The following is a 15,035-nucleotide window of genomic DNA, read 5'->3' on the forward strand; positions in this document are numbered from 1 at the left end:
GACCCAGCGGTGTTGCGTGATCACGAACGCTTTGTGACTGACGGGTTAAGCGCCGATCTGAGGGCTTAGTGGCGGTTTTCGACGGGTTGTGTCGTGACCTGATCGGCCTGGTGGGGCTGATTGTTCAGCGCCTGCCGCAGCCGCCGGGCCTGCACCACGAACTGGGACGAGCCGCCGCGCTCGGCGACCGCGTCGAGGCCCGCGACGTCGGCCTTCGCACCGCACCGCTCCGCGCAGTCGGCGGCCACGGCCAGCAGTTCACCGAGCCCGCGCACCGGCTTCTCCGCCGACAGCAGACCGGGCAGCGCGCCCGCCAGCACCGCCCACGTGGTCGCGAACGCACCGGTGGCAGCGGCCGTACGGGCCGCGTCGGCGAAGCGGTTCGGCTTCACGGTGCCCTCGCCGGCCAGACCGGCCAGCGTCCGTCCCAGCCGCTGCGGATCCAGATCGCCCCGGGCGGCCAGGACGAGGAGCGTGTCCACGGCCGTCAGCCGGTCCTCCGCGTGTCGGCAGCCGAGGCCGAGCGCCACCGCGAGATCGGTCGCAGGACCGATCGGCCCGTCGGACTCGGCGAGCGCGGTCAGGCCCCAGGACACCCCGCGCTCGTCCCACTCGACCCCGCCGGCGAGCACGGGAAGCAGCCAGGTCGCCAGTGCCTCCCGGTCGTCCGGCACGACACCCGGCCAGTTCCCCCGTTCGCCGATCCAGCGGTGGCAGCGGTGGTTGGCCTCGGCCTCGGCGCCACCCAGCCACCGGAACACGGGCGGGAACTCCTCCCGTATGGTCCGGCGCTCGCGGAATCTGAAGACGACGCGGTCGGACAGCCGCCACGACCCTTCCTTCCGGTCCCGTTCTCGGGTCAGGAATCGCAGGTCGGGGGCGAGCGAGGCTTCCCCCATGAGCCAGTCCGCGAGCCGCTCACCGGCGCGCGTGCCCAGCTCCGAGGCGGCGGCGGCCGCCTCCGGGGCCGCCGGGTCGGCCTTGCGGACCCGCAGCAGGGCCTGCGCGAGGTCGGTGGGCGCCGGGTCGATTCCCGCGGCCTGGTAGGCGCGCAGCCGCCCCACCAGCACGGACGGGCTGATCGCTCCGGTGTGCCACGTGGGGGCGGCGAGGAGGAACGGCAGCCGGTCCGTCCCGATCCGGGACGCGACCTCCCACAGGCGGGCGTCGACGACCGCGTCCAGGGCCTCGTGCACACAGGACGCGGGGGAGAAGTGGCGTACCCGGGCATCGTGGATCCGGGACTGCGGCAAGGCGCCCATGAGAGCAGCGAGGGCGGTGTCGACGCCGTTCGGGCCGTACGGGAAGTCGTACGACCCGTCCAGCCAGTAGGCGCCGGGGAACGCGTCCCGCAGCGCCTCCGTCAGCGCCTCCCGGTCCCGGTGCGCGTGGCGGACAAGGCCGTCCAGCGCGCGCTCGAACTCCTCGGGCGCGTTCGTGCGGCCGTTGGACACGGCCACCAGATCCTCGACGAGCTCCGCGACCGTGTCCGCGGGATCCCGCACCGGCCGCAGCTCCGGCACCGGAGGCAGGACCTCCTCGTACGGAAGGTCGTCCCCGAAGTCCGTCGCCGTGCCGAACAGCTCCTCGGCCGCCTGCCGGTGCACGGGGCTCAAGGAGGCGGCGGCACCCGCCAGTTCCTCGCGCACCTGCTCGTCCACCTCCGCCAGGTGCCGCCCCACCAGCTTCAGCGCCCGCTCCTGGATACCGGTGTCCTCGTGTCCGAACGCGTCCGCGACCAGGGGCAGCAGGTCGGCCGCCGCACCGGACCTGCGCCGCAGCTCCTTGGCGAGCAACGTCAACTGGGCCCGTACCAGCTTCTTCTCCGTACGGAAGAGCACCGGCCCGGACATCTCGGCCAGGTCCTGGACGGAGAGATCGCCCTCGGCGGCGAGCCCCGCCAGGACTTCCTGCGCATAGGCCGCGACGGGCGACGGAGCGTCGGTCGCCATGCCGATCCATTCGGCCGTCCGGCCGCGCCGCTCCTCCCGGTCCGTGCCGAGCAGCTGGAGCAGCGCGAGCGGGAAGCGCAGATCGCGCGGCTTTCCGCCGCGCAGCAGCCGCGCGACACAGCCGTCCACCAGCCCCGCACGGTCGAGGACGCCCTCGCCGACCAGCGTCTTGAGCGCGGTGGGCCAGTGGGTCGGGGCCTCCGGTCCCGCCGCCCAGGTGAGCCGGTCGGGCGTCTCGATCATGTCGAAGATCCGGGGCACCAGAATCGGCGTCTGCGGGTCGGCGCGCAGCTGCTCCAGCAACTGGGGCCCTGTCATCTCGCCCGTCCAGCCCAGGATGTAGCCGTCGGTCGTCGGAACGGCGCAGCCCGAACGCAGGACCAGTTCATGGACCAGCCGATAGTCGCCCTCCGCCACGGCCGGGCGCTCGGCGAGCCTCTGGGCCACGTCGCCCAGCCACGCGGGATCCCGGTCTGCGAGCACGCCCAGGACGAGGTCGGTGGTCGACCGGCCCCAGTCGTTCAGGTCGCGGCCGCCGATCCAGGCCGCCGCGGCCGCCGCACCCGTGTGACACCCGGCGCCGGCGACCCGCAGCGCGCGCTGGACCGTCGTCTGCTCGTTCCAGCGCGCCCAGTCCCAGCCGCGGACCTCGGTCCGCAGGGCCTTGAGTTCCGCGAGGGCGGCCTTCCGGTCGCCGGGTCCCAGTTCCTTGAGCCGCCCGGGAACGGCCTCGGCCCGTCCCGCCCGTACCGTGATCAGCAGCTTGTTCACCGCACGCCCCTCGCGGGCCGCGGTCAGCCGCGCCTTCAGCGCGGTCTCGTCGATCCCGTCGCTCATCGCGCGCCTCCGACGGTCACGACACCGGCGGCTGCCCCGCGCGCGGCACTCGGCACCGCACCGCGCCGGGCCATCCGCACCGCCAGCGCGTGCTTGCACGGCCCACGGCGGCCCCGGTAGTCCGCCCACCACTGGCACGTGCAGCTCAGTACCCCTCCGGACTCCCGTACCTGGTAGCGCCGTTCGCCGGAGGTGACCGTCGCCGGTTCGCCGTCGAGTACGACCGCTCCCTCCGCGACCAGGGCGCGCGCCGCCACCAGGCGGGGGTTGTGCCGTTCGGCACGGTCCGCGTCGTACGGCAGCTCCCGGTGGAAGTACGCGGCGTCGGCCACGTCGTAGCCGACCCGGCCCGCCGTGCCGAGCCGGGTCAGCGCGGCGCGCACCCGGTCCACCGACAGGCCCGCCTGCGCGGCCAGTTCGGCCGGATCGATGCGCGGCTCCCAGGCCAGCAGGACCGAGACGAGCTCGGCGTCCTGGGCCGCCTCTTCCGTGGCCAGCGCCTCCAGGACACCGCCCTCGCCGGAGAACCCCCGAGACGCATCGGGCGACAGCGTGAGTGTGAGGCGCATTCCCGGCAGCGCCACCTCCCAGGCGCTCGCCGTGGCGACGCCGTCCGCCACGGGACCGTAGACCCGCAGCGCGGTCGCGTGCCGCAGCACCCGCTCGAGCGCCACCAGCCGGTCCGGACCCGGCAGACAGACGGCGCCCGGCACCGGCCGGGTGGTGGGACGCAGGGTACGGCCGTTCTGGACGACCCACAGGGGACCGGCACCCCGGCCCTGCGAGCGGGGCAGCGAGCGCAGGAACCGCACCGCCTCCGGGCCCGTCAGCTCCGCACGGAGATCGAATCCGGCGGACGCCACCTGCGCCTCGGCGAAGCCACGCAGCCAGCGGTCGGGCAGCGGGACCTTCTTCTCGACCACCGCGCCCTCCAGAGTGGTCACCGCCAACTCGTCCGTGCCGACCCGCAGATGCAGCGGGTCGCTCCCCGTCATCCGGGACAGCGCCTCGCGCAGCGGGTTGTTGACGTCGACATTGGTGGTGCCGTGCCCCGTCTCCGCGCCGTCGAGCCCCTCGCTGAGCACGTCGAGCCGTGCGTACACGCCGCCGCATCCCGAGAACGACTCGAACCGCAGCCGGTCGCCGTTCCCCGTCACGACCGGGTCCAGCGACCCCGGTCGTATCCGCTGGTAGTAGCGGGCGGCCGCCACGTCGGCGACCGCGAGCAGACCGCGCGCGGCGATCTGCGGGGACGTCAGAAAGCCGGAGAAGAAGCGGGGATGCGCCTCGGCGCCGGCGGGTGTCAGCCCACCGGAGGTCTCCAGACCGAGCAACCGGCCGGCACCGGAGGACTCCAGGGCGGACGGGCGTGAATAGGCGAGCGCCTGTACGGATCGCGTCATGGAAAGGACGGTAGGACCCCCCACTGACAATCAGCCGAGACCGCAGAGGGCAGACCGCTCCACGGGCCCTTCGGCGGCGGGGAGGTCAGTTCGTCGGCGCCCGCGGCTGCAGCCGGAGAGGCGCGCCCCCTCGCCCACCGCCGGGAGGCCCGCCCTGTCCACGCTCAGGCCCCGGCGATCGCCCGTAGCGCGTCCAGATGGCGGCGGTACACGGCCCGTCCCTCGGCCGTCAGGGCCAGCCACGTCCGGGGCCGGCGTCCGACCCGGCCCTTGTCCACCGACACGAGACCGGCCTCCTCCAACGCCGCCACCTGCTTCGACAGCGCCGAGTCGGTCAGCTCCACCAGATCCCGCACGAACGCGAACTCCGCCTTGTCCAGCGGCGCGAGAGACGCGACGACCGAGAGCCGCACCGGCGACGTCAGCAGCGGTTCCAGATCGTGTCGGGGGTGCGCGGCAGGCTTCTGCGTGGCGCTCACGTCGTGGGCCTCCGCGCCTCCAGCCAGGCCCCGACCGCGGGCGGGAGCGCGCAGCCCAGGGCCGCGGCCACGGCGAACGGGGCGCTGCCCGCCCACACGTTCAGCCCCAGGGCCAGCGCCGCCGCGTACAGAGCGCCCCAGGTCCCGATGACGAGACCGTGCCGCAACCCGAAGCTTCGCCGGACGGCATGCTGCCGGGCCGCGTACACGCTCAACCCGGCCACGACGAGCGCGTAGAGCGTCATCGACACGGCGATGACGAGCGGGCTCCGCCACAGCAGGACCGTCGGCACCAGGGCGAGTTGGGTGGCGCCGAAGACCAGCAGATACCGCCCGTACCAGCCGCTGCGCTTCCGTACCGCGTCCTCCATGGCGCGTGACCGGTACAACGCCTGCGCCGCGTCCGTGTGTGCGGACATGACCATCCCCCTCGTCCTCGACAGCAACTACTTTCCACTATGGCAAGTAAATGCCGCCGAGACAACGGAGGGAGTCGGCCCTACTGACCGACGCGTCCCGGCTGAAGTGCCTTGCTGAACAACACCGTTCCGCCCTCCGCGCGAAGCCGGACCGTCAGCTCGCCGCTTCCGCCGTCGATGTCGACCTCGCCGAAGTACTGCGGGCTCTCCATCGGCGAGAGGTTCGCCCGCTCCGGCGCCCGTACGAAGACCCGCTCCGGGCCGAAGGTGGCGTCCAGCTTGTTGGCCGGGAAGCCGCCCGCGGCCAGCGGGCCCGAGACGAACTCCCAGAACGGTGCGAAGTCCTGGAACGCGGCGCGCTCCGGCGCGTAGTGCTGGGCCGAGGTGTAGTGGACATCAGCGGTCAGCCACAGCGTGCCGGTGATCCGACGGTGCTTGACGAAGCGCAGCAGCTCCGCGATCTGCAGCTCCCGGCCGAGCGGGGCGCCCGGGTCGCCCTGGGCGATCGCCTCGATGTTCGCCGCGCCGTCGGGGACGACGAGGCCCAGCGGCATGTCGGCGGCGAGCACCTTCCACACGGCGCGCGAGCGGCTCAGTTCACGCTTGAGCCACGCCAGCTGCTCGGCGCCGAGGATGCCCGTGGTGTCGTCCGCCTGTCGGCCGGGGGAGTTGGCGTTGCGGTACGAGCGCATGTCGAGCACGAAGACGTCGAGCAGCGGGCCGTACCGCACCACCCGGTGCATCCGGCTGTCCGCGGCGCCACCGCGCGCGTGGAGCGTGGAGACCGGGAAGTACTCGGCGAACGCCCGCGAGGCGCGGGCCGCGAGCACGTCCACGTCCTTCTCCGTGTAGCGGGGGTCGTCCAGGATCTGGCCGGGGTACCAGTTGTTGCGGACCTCGTGGTCGTCCCACTGCACGATCGACGGCACCTGCGCGTTGAAGGCCCGCACGTTGTGATCGAGGAGGTTGTAGCGGAAGTTGCCGCGGTACTCGTCCAGCGTCTCGGCGACCTTCGCCTTCTCCGGCGTCGTGACGTTCCGCCAGATCCGGCCGTCGGGCAGGGTCACGCTCGGCTGGAGCGGACCGTCCGCGTAGATCGTGTCGCCGCTGCACAGGAAGAAGTCCGGGTTCAGCCGGCGCATCTCCTCGTACGCACGGAAGCCGCCGATGTCCGGGTTGATGCCCCAGCCCTGCCCGGCGATGTCGCCCGACCAGAGGAAGCGCACTCCGTCGCGGCGCCGCGCCGGTGCCGTACGGAAGGTGCCGACGACCGGTTCGCCCGTACGGCGCGGGTCGTCCGGGTCCGCGAGCGTGACCCGGTAGTGGATCTGCTCGCCCGCGGGCAGCCCGCGCAACGCCGTCGTCCCGGTGAAGTCGCCGCCCGCGCCGAGCAGGGGCCCGACGTGGCGGTGCGTACGACGGAACGATTCGCTCGCCGAGGTCTCCACGATCATCCGGGCCGGCCGGTCCGAACGGACCCAGACCAGACCCGAGGAGGAGGTCACATCACCCGTCTGCACCCCCCACGCGGCCCGCGGCCGCCCCGAGAGCGCCAGCGCCGGGGCCGCGGTCGCGGCGCCGCCGAGGGTGAGCGCCGCCGACGCGGCGAGTGAGCCGCGCAGCACGCTGCGGCGGGCGGGGGACGAGCCGCCGGGGACGGAGTAGGACATCGAAGCGCCTCCAAGTGCTGAGCCGGGTGGGTCCGTTGTGCCGTCCTCATGCCTAACGGCAAGGGACGGCGGACACACGAACCCCGCGTGAACAGACCGGAGTCACGCCTGTTCGGCCCAGCCCGAGGTCCCTCGCTCCTCAGCGCCGCCCCGCGCTTCCGTCGCCATCCGCACGCTGCACAGCCGCTCCCACCAACCCGGCGCCAAGGTCGTGGACGGCGGCGCGTTCCTGCGGGTCCCGACGGCCGTGGAGACCGGGTGTGGGAGGCCGCGGGCGCCATCGTCGTGGACGGCGGCGCGGCCCTCGGGGTCGGGCCTGTTCGTGCGGTTGAAGCCGTCAGCGGCTGCCGTCGAGGATCACTCGCGCGACGAGCGCCGGGTCGTCGTTCATGGGGACATGGCCGCAGCCGGGCAGTCGCACGAGCCGGGCCCCGGGCATCGTGTGCTTGGCGCGGACGCCCTGTCGGCGCAGGAGCAGCCGGTCGCGGGTGCCCCAGGCGATCGTGACCGGCACGGCGGAGACGTCGTCCGCGAACAGCACGGTCCGGCCGGCCTCCAGCGTCTCCCGGAAGCCGGTGGCCTCGCGCAGCGCGAGCGTCTCGGCGACCACCGCCTCGGGTGAGCGGCGCCCGGGACGTGCGTAGATCGTGCTCGTCAGCGCCGTGCGCCCGGCGGCGCTGCGGGACAGCCGCTCGATCAGGGGTACGGGCATCGAGAGTGCGGCGGCCCGCATCGCGCGCAGCGTGCCGAAGGCGTACCGGCGCTCGCTCTCCGACCAGAATCCGGCCGGGGAGAGCGCCGTGACCGAGCGCACCCGCTTCTCCCGGCCCAGTTCCAGGGAGAGCAGCCCGCCGAGGGAGTTGCCCGCCACGTGCGGCCGTTCGATCCCGAGGGCCTCGCAGAAGGCACCGAGCACCGGCACGACCGTCGACAGGTCGTGGTCGAGGCCCTCCGGCAGCGCGGGCGAAGCGCCGAAGCCGGGCAGGTCGACCGCGACGACGTCGCGTTCGGCGGCGAGGATGTCGAGCACCGGCTCCCACGCCTGCCAGTGGTGGCCGATGCCGTGGAGGAGCAGCAGCGGCTCACCCGCGCCCCTGCGTTCGTACGTCAGGGACACGCTCCGCGGACCGCGCGGGGATTCGATCGTGAACGAGATCTGCTCGGACATACGCCTGACTCCCTGACTTAGACACCCTGTCAGCAAGGATTACCGCTCAGTAGGCAGGAGTTCAAGGGCCTCGGCGGAACTGGACAGAGTCCGGCCGGTCGGATGGGATGGGGGAGTGGCGACCGACACCCTGACCGACGTCTTCGAAGAACACCGGCCGATGCTCATGGGCGTGGCCTACCGCATGCTCGGCCGCGCCGCCGACGCCGAGGACGTGGTCCAGGAGGCGTGGCTGCGCTGGACGGCCGCGGACCGCGACGACGTCCGCGAGCCGCGCGCCTTCCTCGTACGCATCACCACCCGCCTCGCGCTCGACCGGCTCCGCCAGGTCCAGGCCCGCCGCGAGTCGTACGTCGGACCCTGGCTCCCCGAACCCGTCGTCACGGACTTCGGACCCGCCGTCCCCGACACCGCCGAGCGCGCCATGCTCGCCGACTCCGTCTCGGTCGCCGTGCTCGTCGTCCTCGAGTCCCTCTCGCCGCTGGAGCGCGCGGTCTTCGTGCTCCGCGAGGCCTTCGGCTTCCCCTACGGGGAGATCGCCACCGCGCTCGACCGCTCCGAGGCCGCCGTCCGCCAGCTCGCCGGCCGGGCCCGCCGCCATGTCGACGAGGGCAGGCCACGCTACGACGTCGACCCGGCCGAGCGGCGCGACCTCACCGAGCGCTTCCTCGCCGCCGCGGCCGGCGGGGACCTCGAACAACTCCTGGACCTGCTCGCGCCCGACGTCCGCCTCGTCGGCGACAGCGGAGGCAAGTCCAAGGCGCCGCTGCGGATCATCGAGAGCGCGGACAAGGTCGGCCGCTTCCTCGCCGCGGTCAGCCAGGACGCGGACAACCTCTACGAGTTCCGCTTCATGGAGTTCAACGCCGGCCCCGCGCTGCTCGTCCTCGCCGACGGCAAGCCCGACTCGGTCTTCCAGATCGAGGTACAGGACGGGCGCATCCAGTGCGTCTACATCGTTCGCAACCCGGACAAACTCCACGCCGTGGGCAACGGCTGATCCTTCGGTCCGCCTCATGTGCCCCGTCTCCGGTCCGGAGGCGGGGCACTTTGCTGCGCAGGGCTCACGGCGGCGCGAACGTCCTGTGAACGATCTACGCCAGAGGGCCGCATTCACGGGCATCCGGGTCAGGATTGGTCTTGACCAAGGGGGTGTGCCGCTTTATGGTCGCAGAGATAGTGCAGGAACCTTTAATAAACAAGGGCGCGGAAAACCGCCGGGGACACGGCGATTGCGGAGGATCAGGGTGGGGACCACGCAGCTGGAGACGGTGCCGGAGCCGAAGTACTGGCACCTCAAGACCGTGATCGGCGAAGCGCTCGACTCCGACTTCGCGGTCGGCGAGATCCTTCCCAACGAGCGCGAGCTCGCCGCGCGCTTCGGCGTCGCCCGGGCCACGCTCCGCCAGGCCCTGGAGCAGCTGGAGCTGGAGGGCCGCCTGCAGCGTCGTCGCGGAGTCGGCACCACCGTCGCGCCGCCCCGTGTCGGGGTGGACGTCTCCACCACGCAGCACAGCTGGCCCGGTGTGGCCGAGGAGACCTGGCAGTCCGTGGACTCCGCCACCGCCGTGGCCCCCGCGTCCGTCACCCGCCTCCTGGACATCGAGCCCGACGAGCAGGTGCACGTCGTACGCCGCCTGCGCGTCACGCACGGCCAGCCGGTCGCGGCCGAGCTTCTGTACGTGCCGTCCGGCTCCGTCCCCGAGCTGACCGCGATCGACACCCCGTCCGGCCCGGCCCGCGCCCGCAGCGTGCTGCGCGAACTCCAGCGCCTCGCCCTGGACGGCCAGGACCGCGCCGTGGAGCTCGGCTCCGCCCGCGCCGACGACGCCAAGGAACTGGACCGCCTCCCTGGCGCCCCGGTCCTCGTCGTCACGACCCGCTACCTCTCCGAGGGCCGCACGGCAGCGGTCTCGGTGGCCACGTACCGCGCGGACACCTGCCGCCTGACGTTCGGCGACTCGGGCGACCTGGTGATGGCGTCCTGAGGTAGCCGACCACCGGCTTCCCCATACGCACCGAGCCCGTGAGGGGCACCGCTGAGGCGGTCCGCTCACGGGCTCGCGGCGTTTCGGGCGGGGGCGACCCTGCTCCTGGGCCGCCGTGGTCCGCGTCCCGGGCCGAGCTCGCGGCCGCGCCCCGTCAGCGACGGGCCGTCACCGTGCCCTCCACCGCGAAGAGTTGTTCCTCCACGTGGTCCAGGGCCAGGCGCAGGGCGCCCGTGCCCACCGCCGCCTCGCCCAGCATCGACAGGACCACGCGCGGCGGGCGCAGGCAGAAGCGGGCCAGTTCGTCGCGCAGGGGCTGCAGTACGCCGTCCAGGCCCGCCGCCCAGCCGCCGATCACCACCAGCTCCGGGTCGAGCGCCAGCACCAGCGCAGCCACGTCGTGCACCAGACGCTGCGTGAAACGCTCCACCGCCGCCTCCGCCTGCGCGTCGCCCTGCCGGGCCAGTGCGAAGACCTCGGTGACCGCCTGTTCGTCCAGCGGGTGCAAGGGCTCGTCCGTCGTCGACAGCAGGTGCTCGGGGGTGACCCCCTGGCCGAGCAGATGCAACGCCCCGATCTCCCCGGCCGCCCCGCCGTAACCGCGGTGCAGACGACCCCCGATGAGGGAGCCCGCGCCCGGGCTCAGTCCGGCGAGCACGAAGACGATGTCGTCGGAGTCGGTCGCCGCGCCCTTCCAGTGCTCCGCGACCGCCGCAGCGTTCGCGTCGTTCTCCACCAGCACCGGGCACCGGAACGACCGTCGCAGCCGTTCCCCGAGCGCAAGGCCCGTCCAGCCGGGCAGCGCCGTGCCCAGCCGGACCGTGCCGTCCGCCTCGACGATCCCGGGCGTGCCGACACCGACCGCCCGCAGGTTGGAGCGGGCCACCCCGGCCCTGCGCAGCACATCCGCGACGACCGTGCGGACCCGCTCCAGGCGCTCGTCCTCCGGAGCCGTCTCCGAGACCTCACGGGCCCCCGCGCCGATGATCCGCCCGTCGAGACCCGACAGCAGCGCGGCGACCCGGTGCGGGCCGATCTCGATGCCCAGCAGATGCCCGGCCTCCGCCCGGAAGCGGAACCTTCGCGCGGGTCGTCCCTGCCGCCTGGCCTCGCCCTCCTCGGGCGCCGCCTCGACGACGAGACCTCCGACGATGAGCCCCTCGACCACGCCCTCGACCGTCGGCCGGGACAGCCCGGTGATCCGGGTCAGGTCCGTGAGCGTGAGCGCGTCGGCGCCCCGCAGAGCATGGAGTACCACCGCGGAGTTGATCCGCCGCAGCAGCGACGGATCCCCGCCGGTCAGCCGCCCCACAGTGTGTCCTCCCAGCTCGTACGCGTGTCTGGCGGATGTTACTCAATGGACCGGAGGGCGGCGAGCGTCGCCCGTGCCCGGCATCGGCGGGCGGGTGGCCTGACGGGGCGCCGGCTGTCAGAGCCGGCCGGTTTACTGGACCCATGACGCTCGCACAGCACCTCACCGCCCTCGATCTGCTGCGCGCCCGCGCCTTCCCCGCCGAGGGCTTCCACATGACCGAGTTAGCCGTCGAAGAACCCACGGAGGAGCAGGCGGAGGCCGAACGGGAAGCGCTCGCGCTGCTCCTGGAGGCCCGCTGGGGTCCGCCGCACCTGGTGGGCCTGTACGGACTGCTCGCCCGCGTCGGCGCGGGCGAGGCGATGCCGCAGCCCTGGGCACTGATCAGCACGTCGGTGCCCGACATCCAGCTCTGGCGCGTGGACACCCACTGGGTCGCGCTCGGCCTCACGCGGTGCGGCGAGGGGGAGTTCCGGCTCCTGGCCTGGATCACCGAGACCGACCCGCCGTGACAGACCCACCGAGACTGACCCACCGAGACTGACCCGCCGTGACAGGCCCGCCGTGACTGAGCCAGCCGTGACCGACCCGCCGTGACAGGCCCGCCGTGACAGGCCCGCCGTGACTGAGCCAGCCGTGACCGACGGCGCCGCGGGTCCGCCATGCCCGCCGGTCCTCGACGCGCCTCGCCCCGCCGTGACCGACTGACCGACCGCCCGCCGGGCAACACCCGACGATCCGCCGCACGTACACCTACGTCTACGGCCGCCGGTCCGGAACCCCCGCCGCCTCGCGCAACCGCCCGTACTCCTCGGCCATGGAGGACAGCGTCCAGCGCGCGTTCAGCCCGCTCGGGTTGGGCAGTGCCCAGATGCGGGTCTCCCCGATCGTCCGCTCCTGCGGACCGACGGCGGCGCCGCGCTCCCCGAACGCCGTCCGGTACGCCGTGATGCCGACCACCGCCAGCCACCGCGGACGCAGACGCTCGACCCGCTCGGTCAGCAGCCGGCCGCCTTCCCGGAACTCCTCGCCGCTCAGCTCGTCGGCCCGCGCGGTCGCCCGCGCCACCACGTTCGTGATGCCGAGTCCGTACGCGAGCAACTCGTCCTGCTCCGCCGGCTTCAGCAGCCGCGGGGTGAAGCCGGACAGTTCGAGCACGGGCCAGAAGCGGTTGCCGGGACGTGCGAAGTGGTGGCCCGTCGCCGCCGACATCAGCCCCGGATTGATCCCGCAGAAGAGGACGGAAAGGCCGCCCGCGGCCACGTCGGGGATGACGCGGTCGCGGGCGGCCTCGAGCTCCTGCGGGGTGAACCGGGTCAGAGGATCGACCCGGGGGTGTACGCCGCGGCCTCCGGGTGCTGCTTGACGATCTCCTCGATACGGGAGACCACGGCGGCGACCTGGTCGGCGGCGGCACCGGTGAACGACAGCTTGTCCGCCATCAGCGCGTCGAGCTGCGCGCGGTCCAGCGGGATCCGCTCGTCGGCGGCCAGCTTGTCGAGCAGCTCGTTGCGCTCGGCGCCCTGCTCGCGCATGGCGAGGGCCGAGGCGACGGCGTTCTCCTTGATGGCCTCGTGGGCGAGCTCGCGGCCCACCCCGGCGCGGACGGCGCCCATCAGGACCTTGGTCGTGGCGAGGAAGGGGAGGTAGCGGTCCAGCTCGCGGGCGACGACGGCCGGGAACGCGCCGAACTCGTCGAGCACGGTCAGGAAGGTCTCCAGGAGGCCGTCGAGCGCGAAGAACGCGTCGGGCAGCGCGACCCGGCGGACCACCGAGCAGGAGACGTCGCCCTCGTTCCACTGGTCGCCCGCCAGCTCGCCCGTCATCGACGCGTAGCCGCGCAGGATGACCATGAGGCCGTTGACGCGCTCGCAGGAGCGGGTGTTCATCTTGTGCGGCATCGCGGAGGAGCCGACCTGGCCGGGCTTGAAGCCCTCGGTGACCAGCTCGTGGCCGGCCATCAGGCGGATCGTCTTGGCGACCGACGACGGCGCGGCGGCCAGCTGCACGAGACCGGTGACCACGTCGTAGTCGAGCGAGCGCGGGTAGACCTGGCCGACCGAGGTGAAGGCGTGCGCGAAGCCGAGGTGCCCGGCGATGCGCTGCTCCAGATCCGCCAGCTTGGCCGCGTCGCCGCCGAGCAGGTCCAGCATGTCCTGGGCCGTGCCGACCGGGCCCTTGATGCCGCGCAGCGGGTAGCGGGCGATCAGCTCCTCCAGGCGGCCGTAGGCGACGAGCAGCTCGTCGGCGGCCGTGGCGAAACGCTTGCCGAGGGTCGTGGCCTGGGCGGCGACGTTGTGCGAGCGGCCGGCCATGACGAGCTCGGCGTACTCGCCGGAGAGCTTGCCGAGGCGGGCCAGGACGGCGACCGTGCGGTCCCGCATCAGCTCCAGCGAGAGCCGGATCTGCAGCTGCTCGACGTTCTCGGTGAGGTCGCGGGAGGTCATGCCCTTGTGGACGTGCTCGTGACCGGCGAGGGCGTTGAACTCCTCGATCCGGGCCTTCACATCGTGCCGGGTGACCTTCTCGCGCTCGGCGATGGAGCCGAGGTCGACCTGGTCGAGGACACGCTCGTAGTCGGCGAGGGCCGCGTCCGGGACCTCGATCCCGAGGTCCTTCTGGGCACGCAGCACGGCGAGCCACAGCTGACGCTCCAGCTTCACCTTCTGCTCGGGGGACCAGAGGACGGCGAGCTCCGCGGAGGCGTAGCGGCCGGCCAGGACGTTGGGGATGCGAGGCTTGGCAGTCACGTGACCAGATTCTACTGGCGGTTTCTGCAGGCCAGCGCCACGGCCCGGTTTGTCTCTTGCTACGAGACGCCCGTCACGTGCGCATGCGTCCGGGGGAGTCCGGTGCGCTCCCCCGGACGCCCTTACGCCGTCGGCGGCTCGAACGGAAGCAGCTCCGGCCGCTTGGCCGGGCGGCCGTCGCCCGAGGAGCGGCCGGTCAGGCGGCGGCCGATCCACGGGCCCAGGTGCTCCCTGGCGAACCGCGCGTCGCCGACCCGGCGGGTCACCCAGCCCGGGGGCGCGGTCGGCGGCAGCGGCGTCCGCCAGTCGTCCCCGGGGGCCAGGCCCAGCGCCTGCCACACGGCCTCGGCCACGCGGCGGTGGCCCTCGTCGGTCAGATGGAGCCGGTCGACGTCCCACAGGCGCGGGTCGCCGAGTGCGGGCGCTCCGTACAGGTCGACCACCAGGGCGCCGTGCCGGGCGGCGAGCTCGTCGACGTAGTCGAAGAGCTCCTCCATGCGCGGGCGGAAGCGCTGCATGACGGGACCGTTGCGGCCCGGGCTGCGCATCAGGACGAGCTGCCCGCAGGACGGCGCCAGCTTCTCGACCGCCTCGGTGAGCAGACCCTTCACCCGGCCCATGTCGCACTTCGGCCGCAGTGTGTCGTTCAGGCCGCCGACCAGGGTCACCACGTCCGCCTTCATGGCGGCGGCCAGGTCGACCTGCTCCTCCACGATCTGGCCGATGAGCTTCCCCCGTACAGCGAGGTTCGCGTACCGGAAGCCGGTGGTACGGGCGGCCAGCCGGGTCGCGAGGAGGTCCGCCCACCCCCGATAGGTCCCGTCGGGCAGCCGGTCCGACATTCCCTCGGTGAAACTGTCGCCGACGGCGACCAGGCTTGTGTAGGTGGCATTCATCTCCATGACGGGAGAGATCATACCGCTTGGTATGCGGATGTCGATCCGCCGGGGGGCCGCGGGGGCCCCCGCGCCGCCGGGCGCCCGCCCCCCCCCGTGGGGGGGCCGCCGGGGGCCCCCCCCCCCGGCGCCCCCCACCCGCTGGAGTGGGAGGTGCTGCG

At 73.2% G+C, this 15,035-nt stretch carries 13 protein-coding genes; 3 read left to right on the forward strand and 10 right to left on the reverse strand.

Annotated elements, in window-relative coordinates; translation table 11 throughout:
• Nucleotides 1-65 precede the first annotated feature (65 nt).
• The 6 genes from ACFVZW_RS29015 to ACFVZW_RS29040 all read right to left on the reverse strand — a co-directional run bounded on the left by ACFVZW_RS29015 (nt 66) and on the right by ACFVZW_RS29040 (nt 7,928).
• Nucleotides 66-2,789: a DUF6493 family protein gene (locus ACFVZW_RS29015; protein ID WP_384527215.1), complete on the reverse strand. Its 2,724-nt coding sequence runs from the start codon at nt 2,787-2,789 to the stop codon at nt 66-68.
• Nucleotides 2,786-4,192, reverse strand: a complete 1,407-nt coding sequence (locus ACFVZW_RS29020) for an SWIM zinc finger family protein (RefSeq protein ID WP_384527218.1) — start codon at nt 4,190-4,192, stop codon at nt 2,786-2,788. Before ACFVZW_RS29020 ends, ACFVZW_RS29015 begins: the two co-directional genes overlap by 4 nt.
• Before the next feature lie 164 nt (nt 4,193-4,356).
• Complete coding sequence (locus tag ACFVZW_RS29025) at nt 4,357-4,671, reverse strand: winged helix-turn-helix domain-containing protein (protein ID WP_384527221.1); 315 nt, start codon at nt 4,669-4,671, stop codon at nt 4,357-4,359.
• Nucleotides 4,668-5,090, reverse strand: a complete 423-nt coding sequence (locus ACFVZW_RS29030) for a hypothetical protein (protein WP_384527224.1) — start codon at nt 5,088-5,090, stop codon at nt 4,668-4,670. The genes ACFVZW_RS29025 and ACFVZW_RS29030 overlap by 4 nt, the downstream gene beginning before the upstream one ends.
• Nucleotides 5,091-5,170: 80 nt before the next feature.
• Entirely contained in the window at nt 5,171-6,760 is a 1,590-nt protein-coding gene (locus ACFVZW_RS29035) for an alkaline phosphatase D family protein (protein ID WP_384527227.1), read from the reverse strand.
• A gap of 337 nt (nt 6,761-7,097) precedes the next feature.
• A complete protein-coding gene (locus ACFVZW_RS29040; protein ID WP_384527230.1) occupies nt 7,098-7,928 on the reverse strand; it encodes an alpha/beta fold hydrolase in 831 nt (276 codons plus the stop codon).
• 115 nt (nt 7,929-8,043) lie between these two features.
• Here ACFVZW_RS29040 and ACFVZW_RS29045 point away from each other — a divergent pair, with 115 nt between their 5' ends.
• Together ACFVZW_RS29045 and ACFVZW_RS29050 are read left to right on the forward strand one after the other, a co-directional pair.
• A complete protein-coding gene (locus ACFVZW_RS29045; protein ID WP_384527233.1) occupies nt 8,044-8,928 on the forward strand; it encodes an RNA polymerase sigma-70 factor in 885 nt (294 codons plus the stop codon).
• 247 nt (nt 8,929-9,175) lie between these two features.
• Complete coding sequence (locus tag ACFVZW_RS29050) at nt 9,176-9,916, forward strand: GntR family transcriptional regulator (protein WP_384527236.1); 741 nt, start codon at nt 9,176-9,178, stop codon at nt 9,914-9,916.
• 154 nt (nt 9,917-10,070) lie between these two features.
• Here the strand turns inward: ACFVZW_RS29050 and ACFVZW_RS29055 are convergent, their stop codons facing one another.
• A complete protein-coding gene (locus tag ACFVZW_RS29055) occupies nt 10,071-11,228 on the reverse strand; it encodes an ROK family transcriptional regulator (RefSeq protein WP_383552553.1) in 1,158 nt (385 codons plus the stop codon).
• Nucleotides 11,229-11,371: 143 nt separating this feature from the next.
• Here ACFVZW_RS29055 and ACFVZW_RS29060 point away from each other — a divergent pair, with 143 nt between their 5' ends.
• The gene (locus ACFVZW_RS29060; RefSeq protein WP_384527240.1) at nt 11,372-11,740 is read left to right on the forward strand and encodes a hypothetical protein; all 369 of its coding nucleotides are present in this window, start codon (nt 11,372-11,374) and stop codon (nt 11,738-11,740) included.
• A 247-nt stretch (nt 11,741-11,987) separates the two neighbouring features.
• On the opposite strand, the gene mug is transcribed toward ACFVZW_RS29060, so the two are convergent.
• The 3 genes from mug to ACFVZW_RS29075 all read right to left on the reverse strand — a co-directional run bounded on the left by mug (nt 11,988) and on the right by ACFVZW_RS29075 (nt 14,880).
• Entirely contained in the window at nt 11,988-12,548 is a 561-nt protein-coding gene (mug, locus tag ACFVZW_RS29065) for a G/U mismatch-specific DNA glycosylase (protein ID WP_384527250.1), read from the reverse strand.
• A complete protein-coding gene (purB, locus tag ACFVZW_RS29070; RefSeq protein WP_384527244.1) occupies nt 12,545-13,978 on the reverse strand; it encodes an adenylosuccinate lyase in 1,434 nt (477 codons plus the stop codon). Before purB ends, mug begins: the two co-directional genes overlap by 4 nt.
• 122 nt (nt 13,979-14,100) lie before the next feature.
• Entirely contained in the window at nt 14,101-14,880 is a 780-nt protein-coding gene (locus ACFVZW_RS29075) for an SGNH/GDSL hydrolase family protein (protein WP_384527247.1), read from the reverse strand.
• Nucleotides 14,881-15,035: the final 155 nt, after the last annotated feature.

The sequence above is a fragment of the Streptomyces sp. NPDC059567 genome (genome assembly GCF_042735655.1).
In the GTDB taxonomy this organism is placed as follows: Bacteria; Actinomycetota; Actinomycetes; order Streptomycetales; family Streptomycetaceae; genus Streptomyces.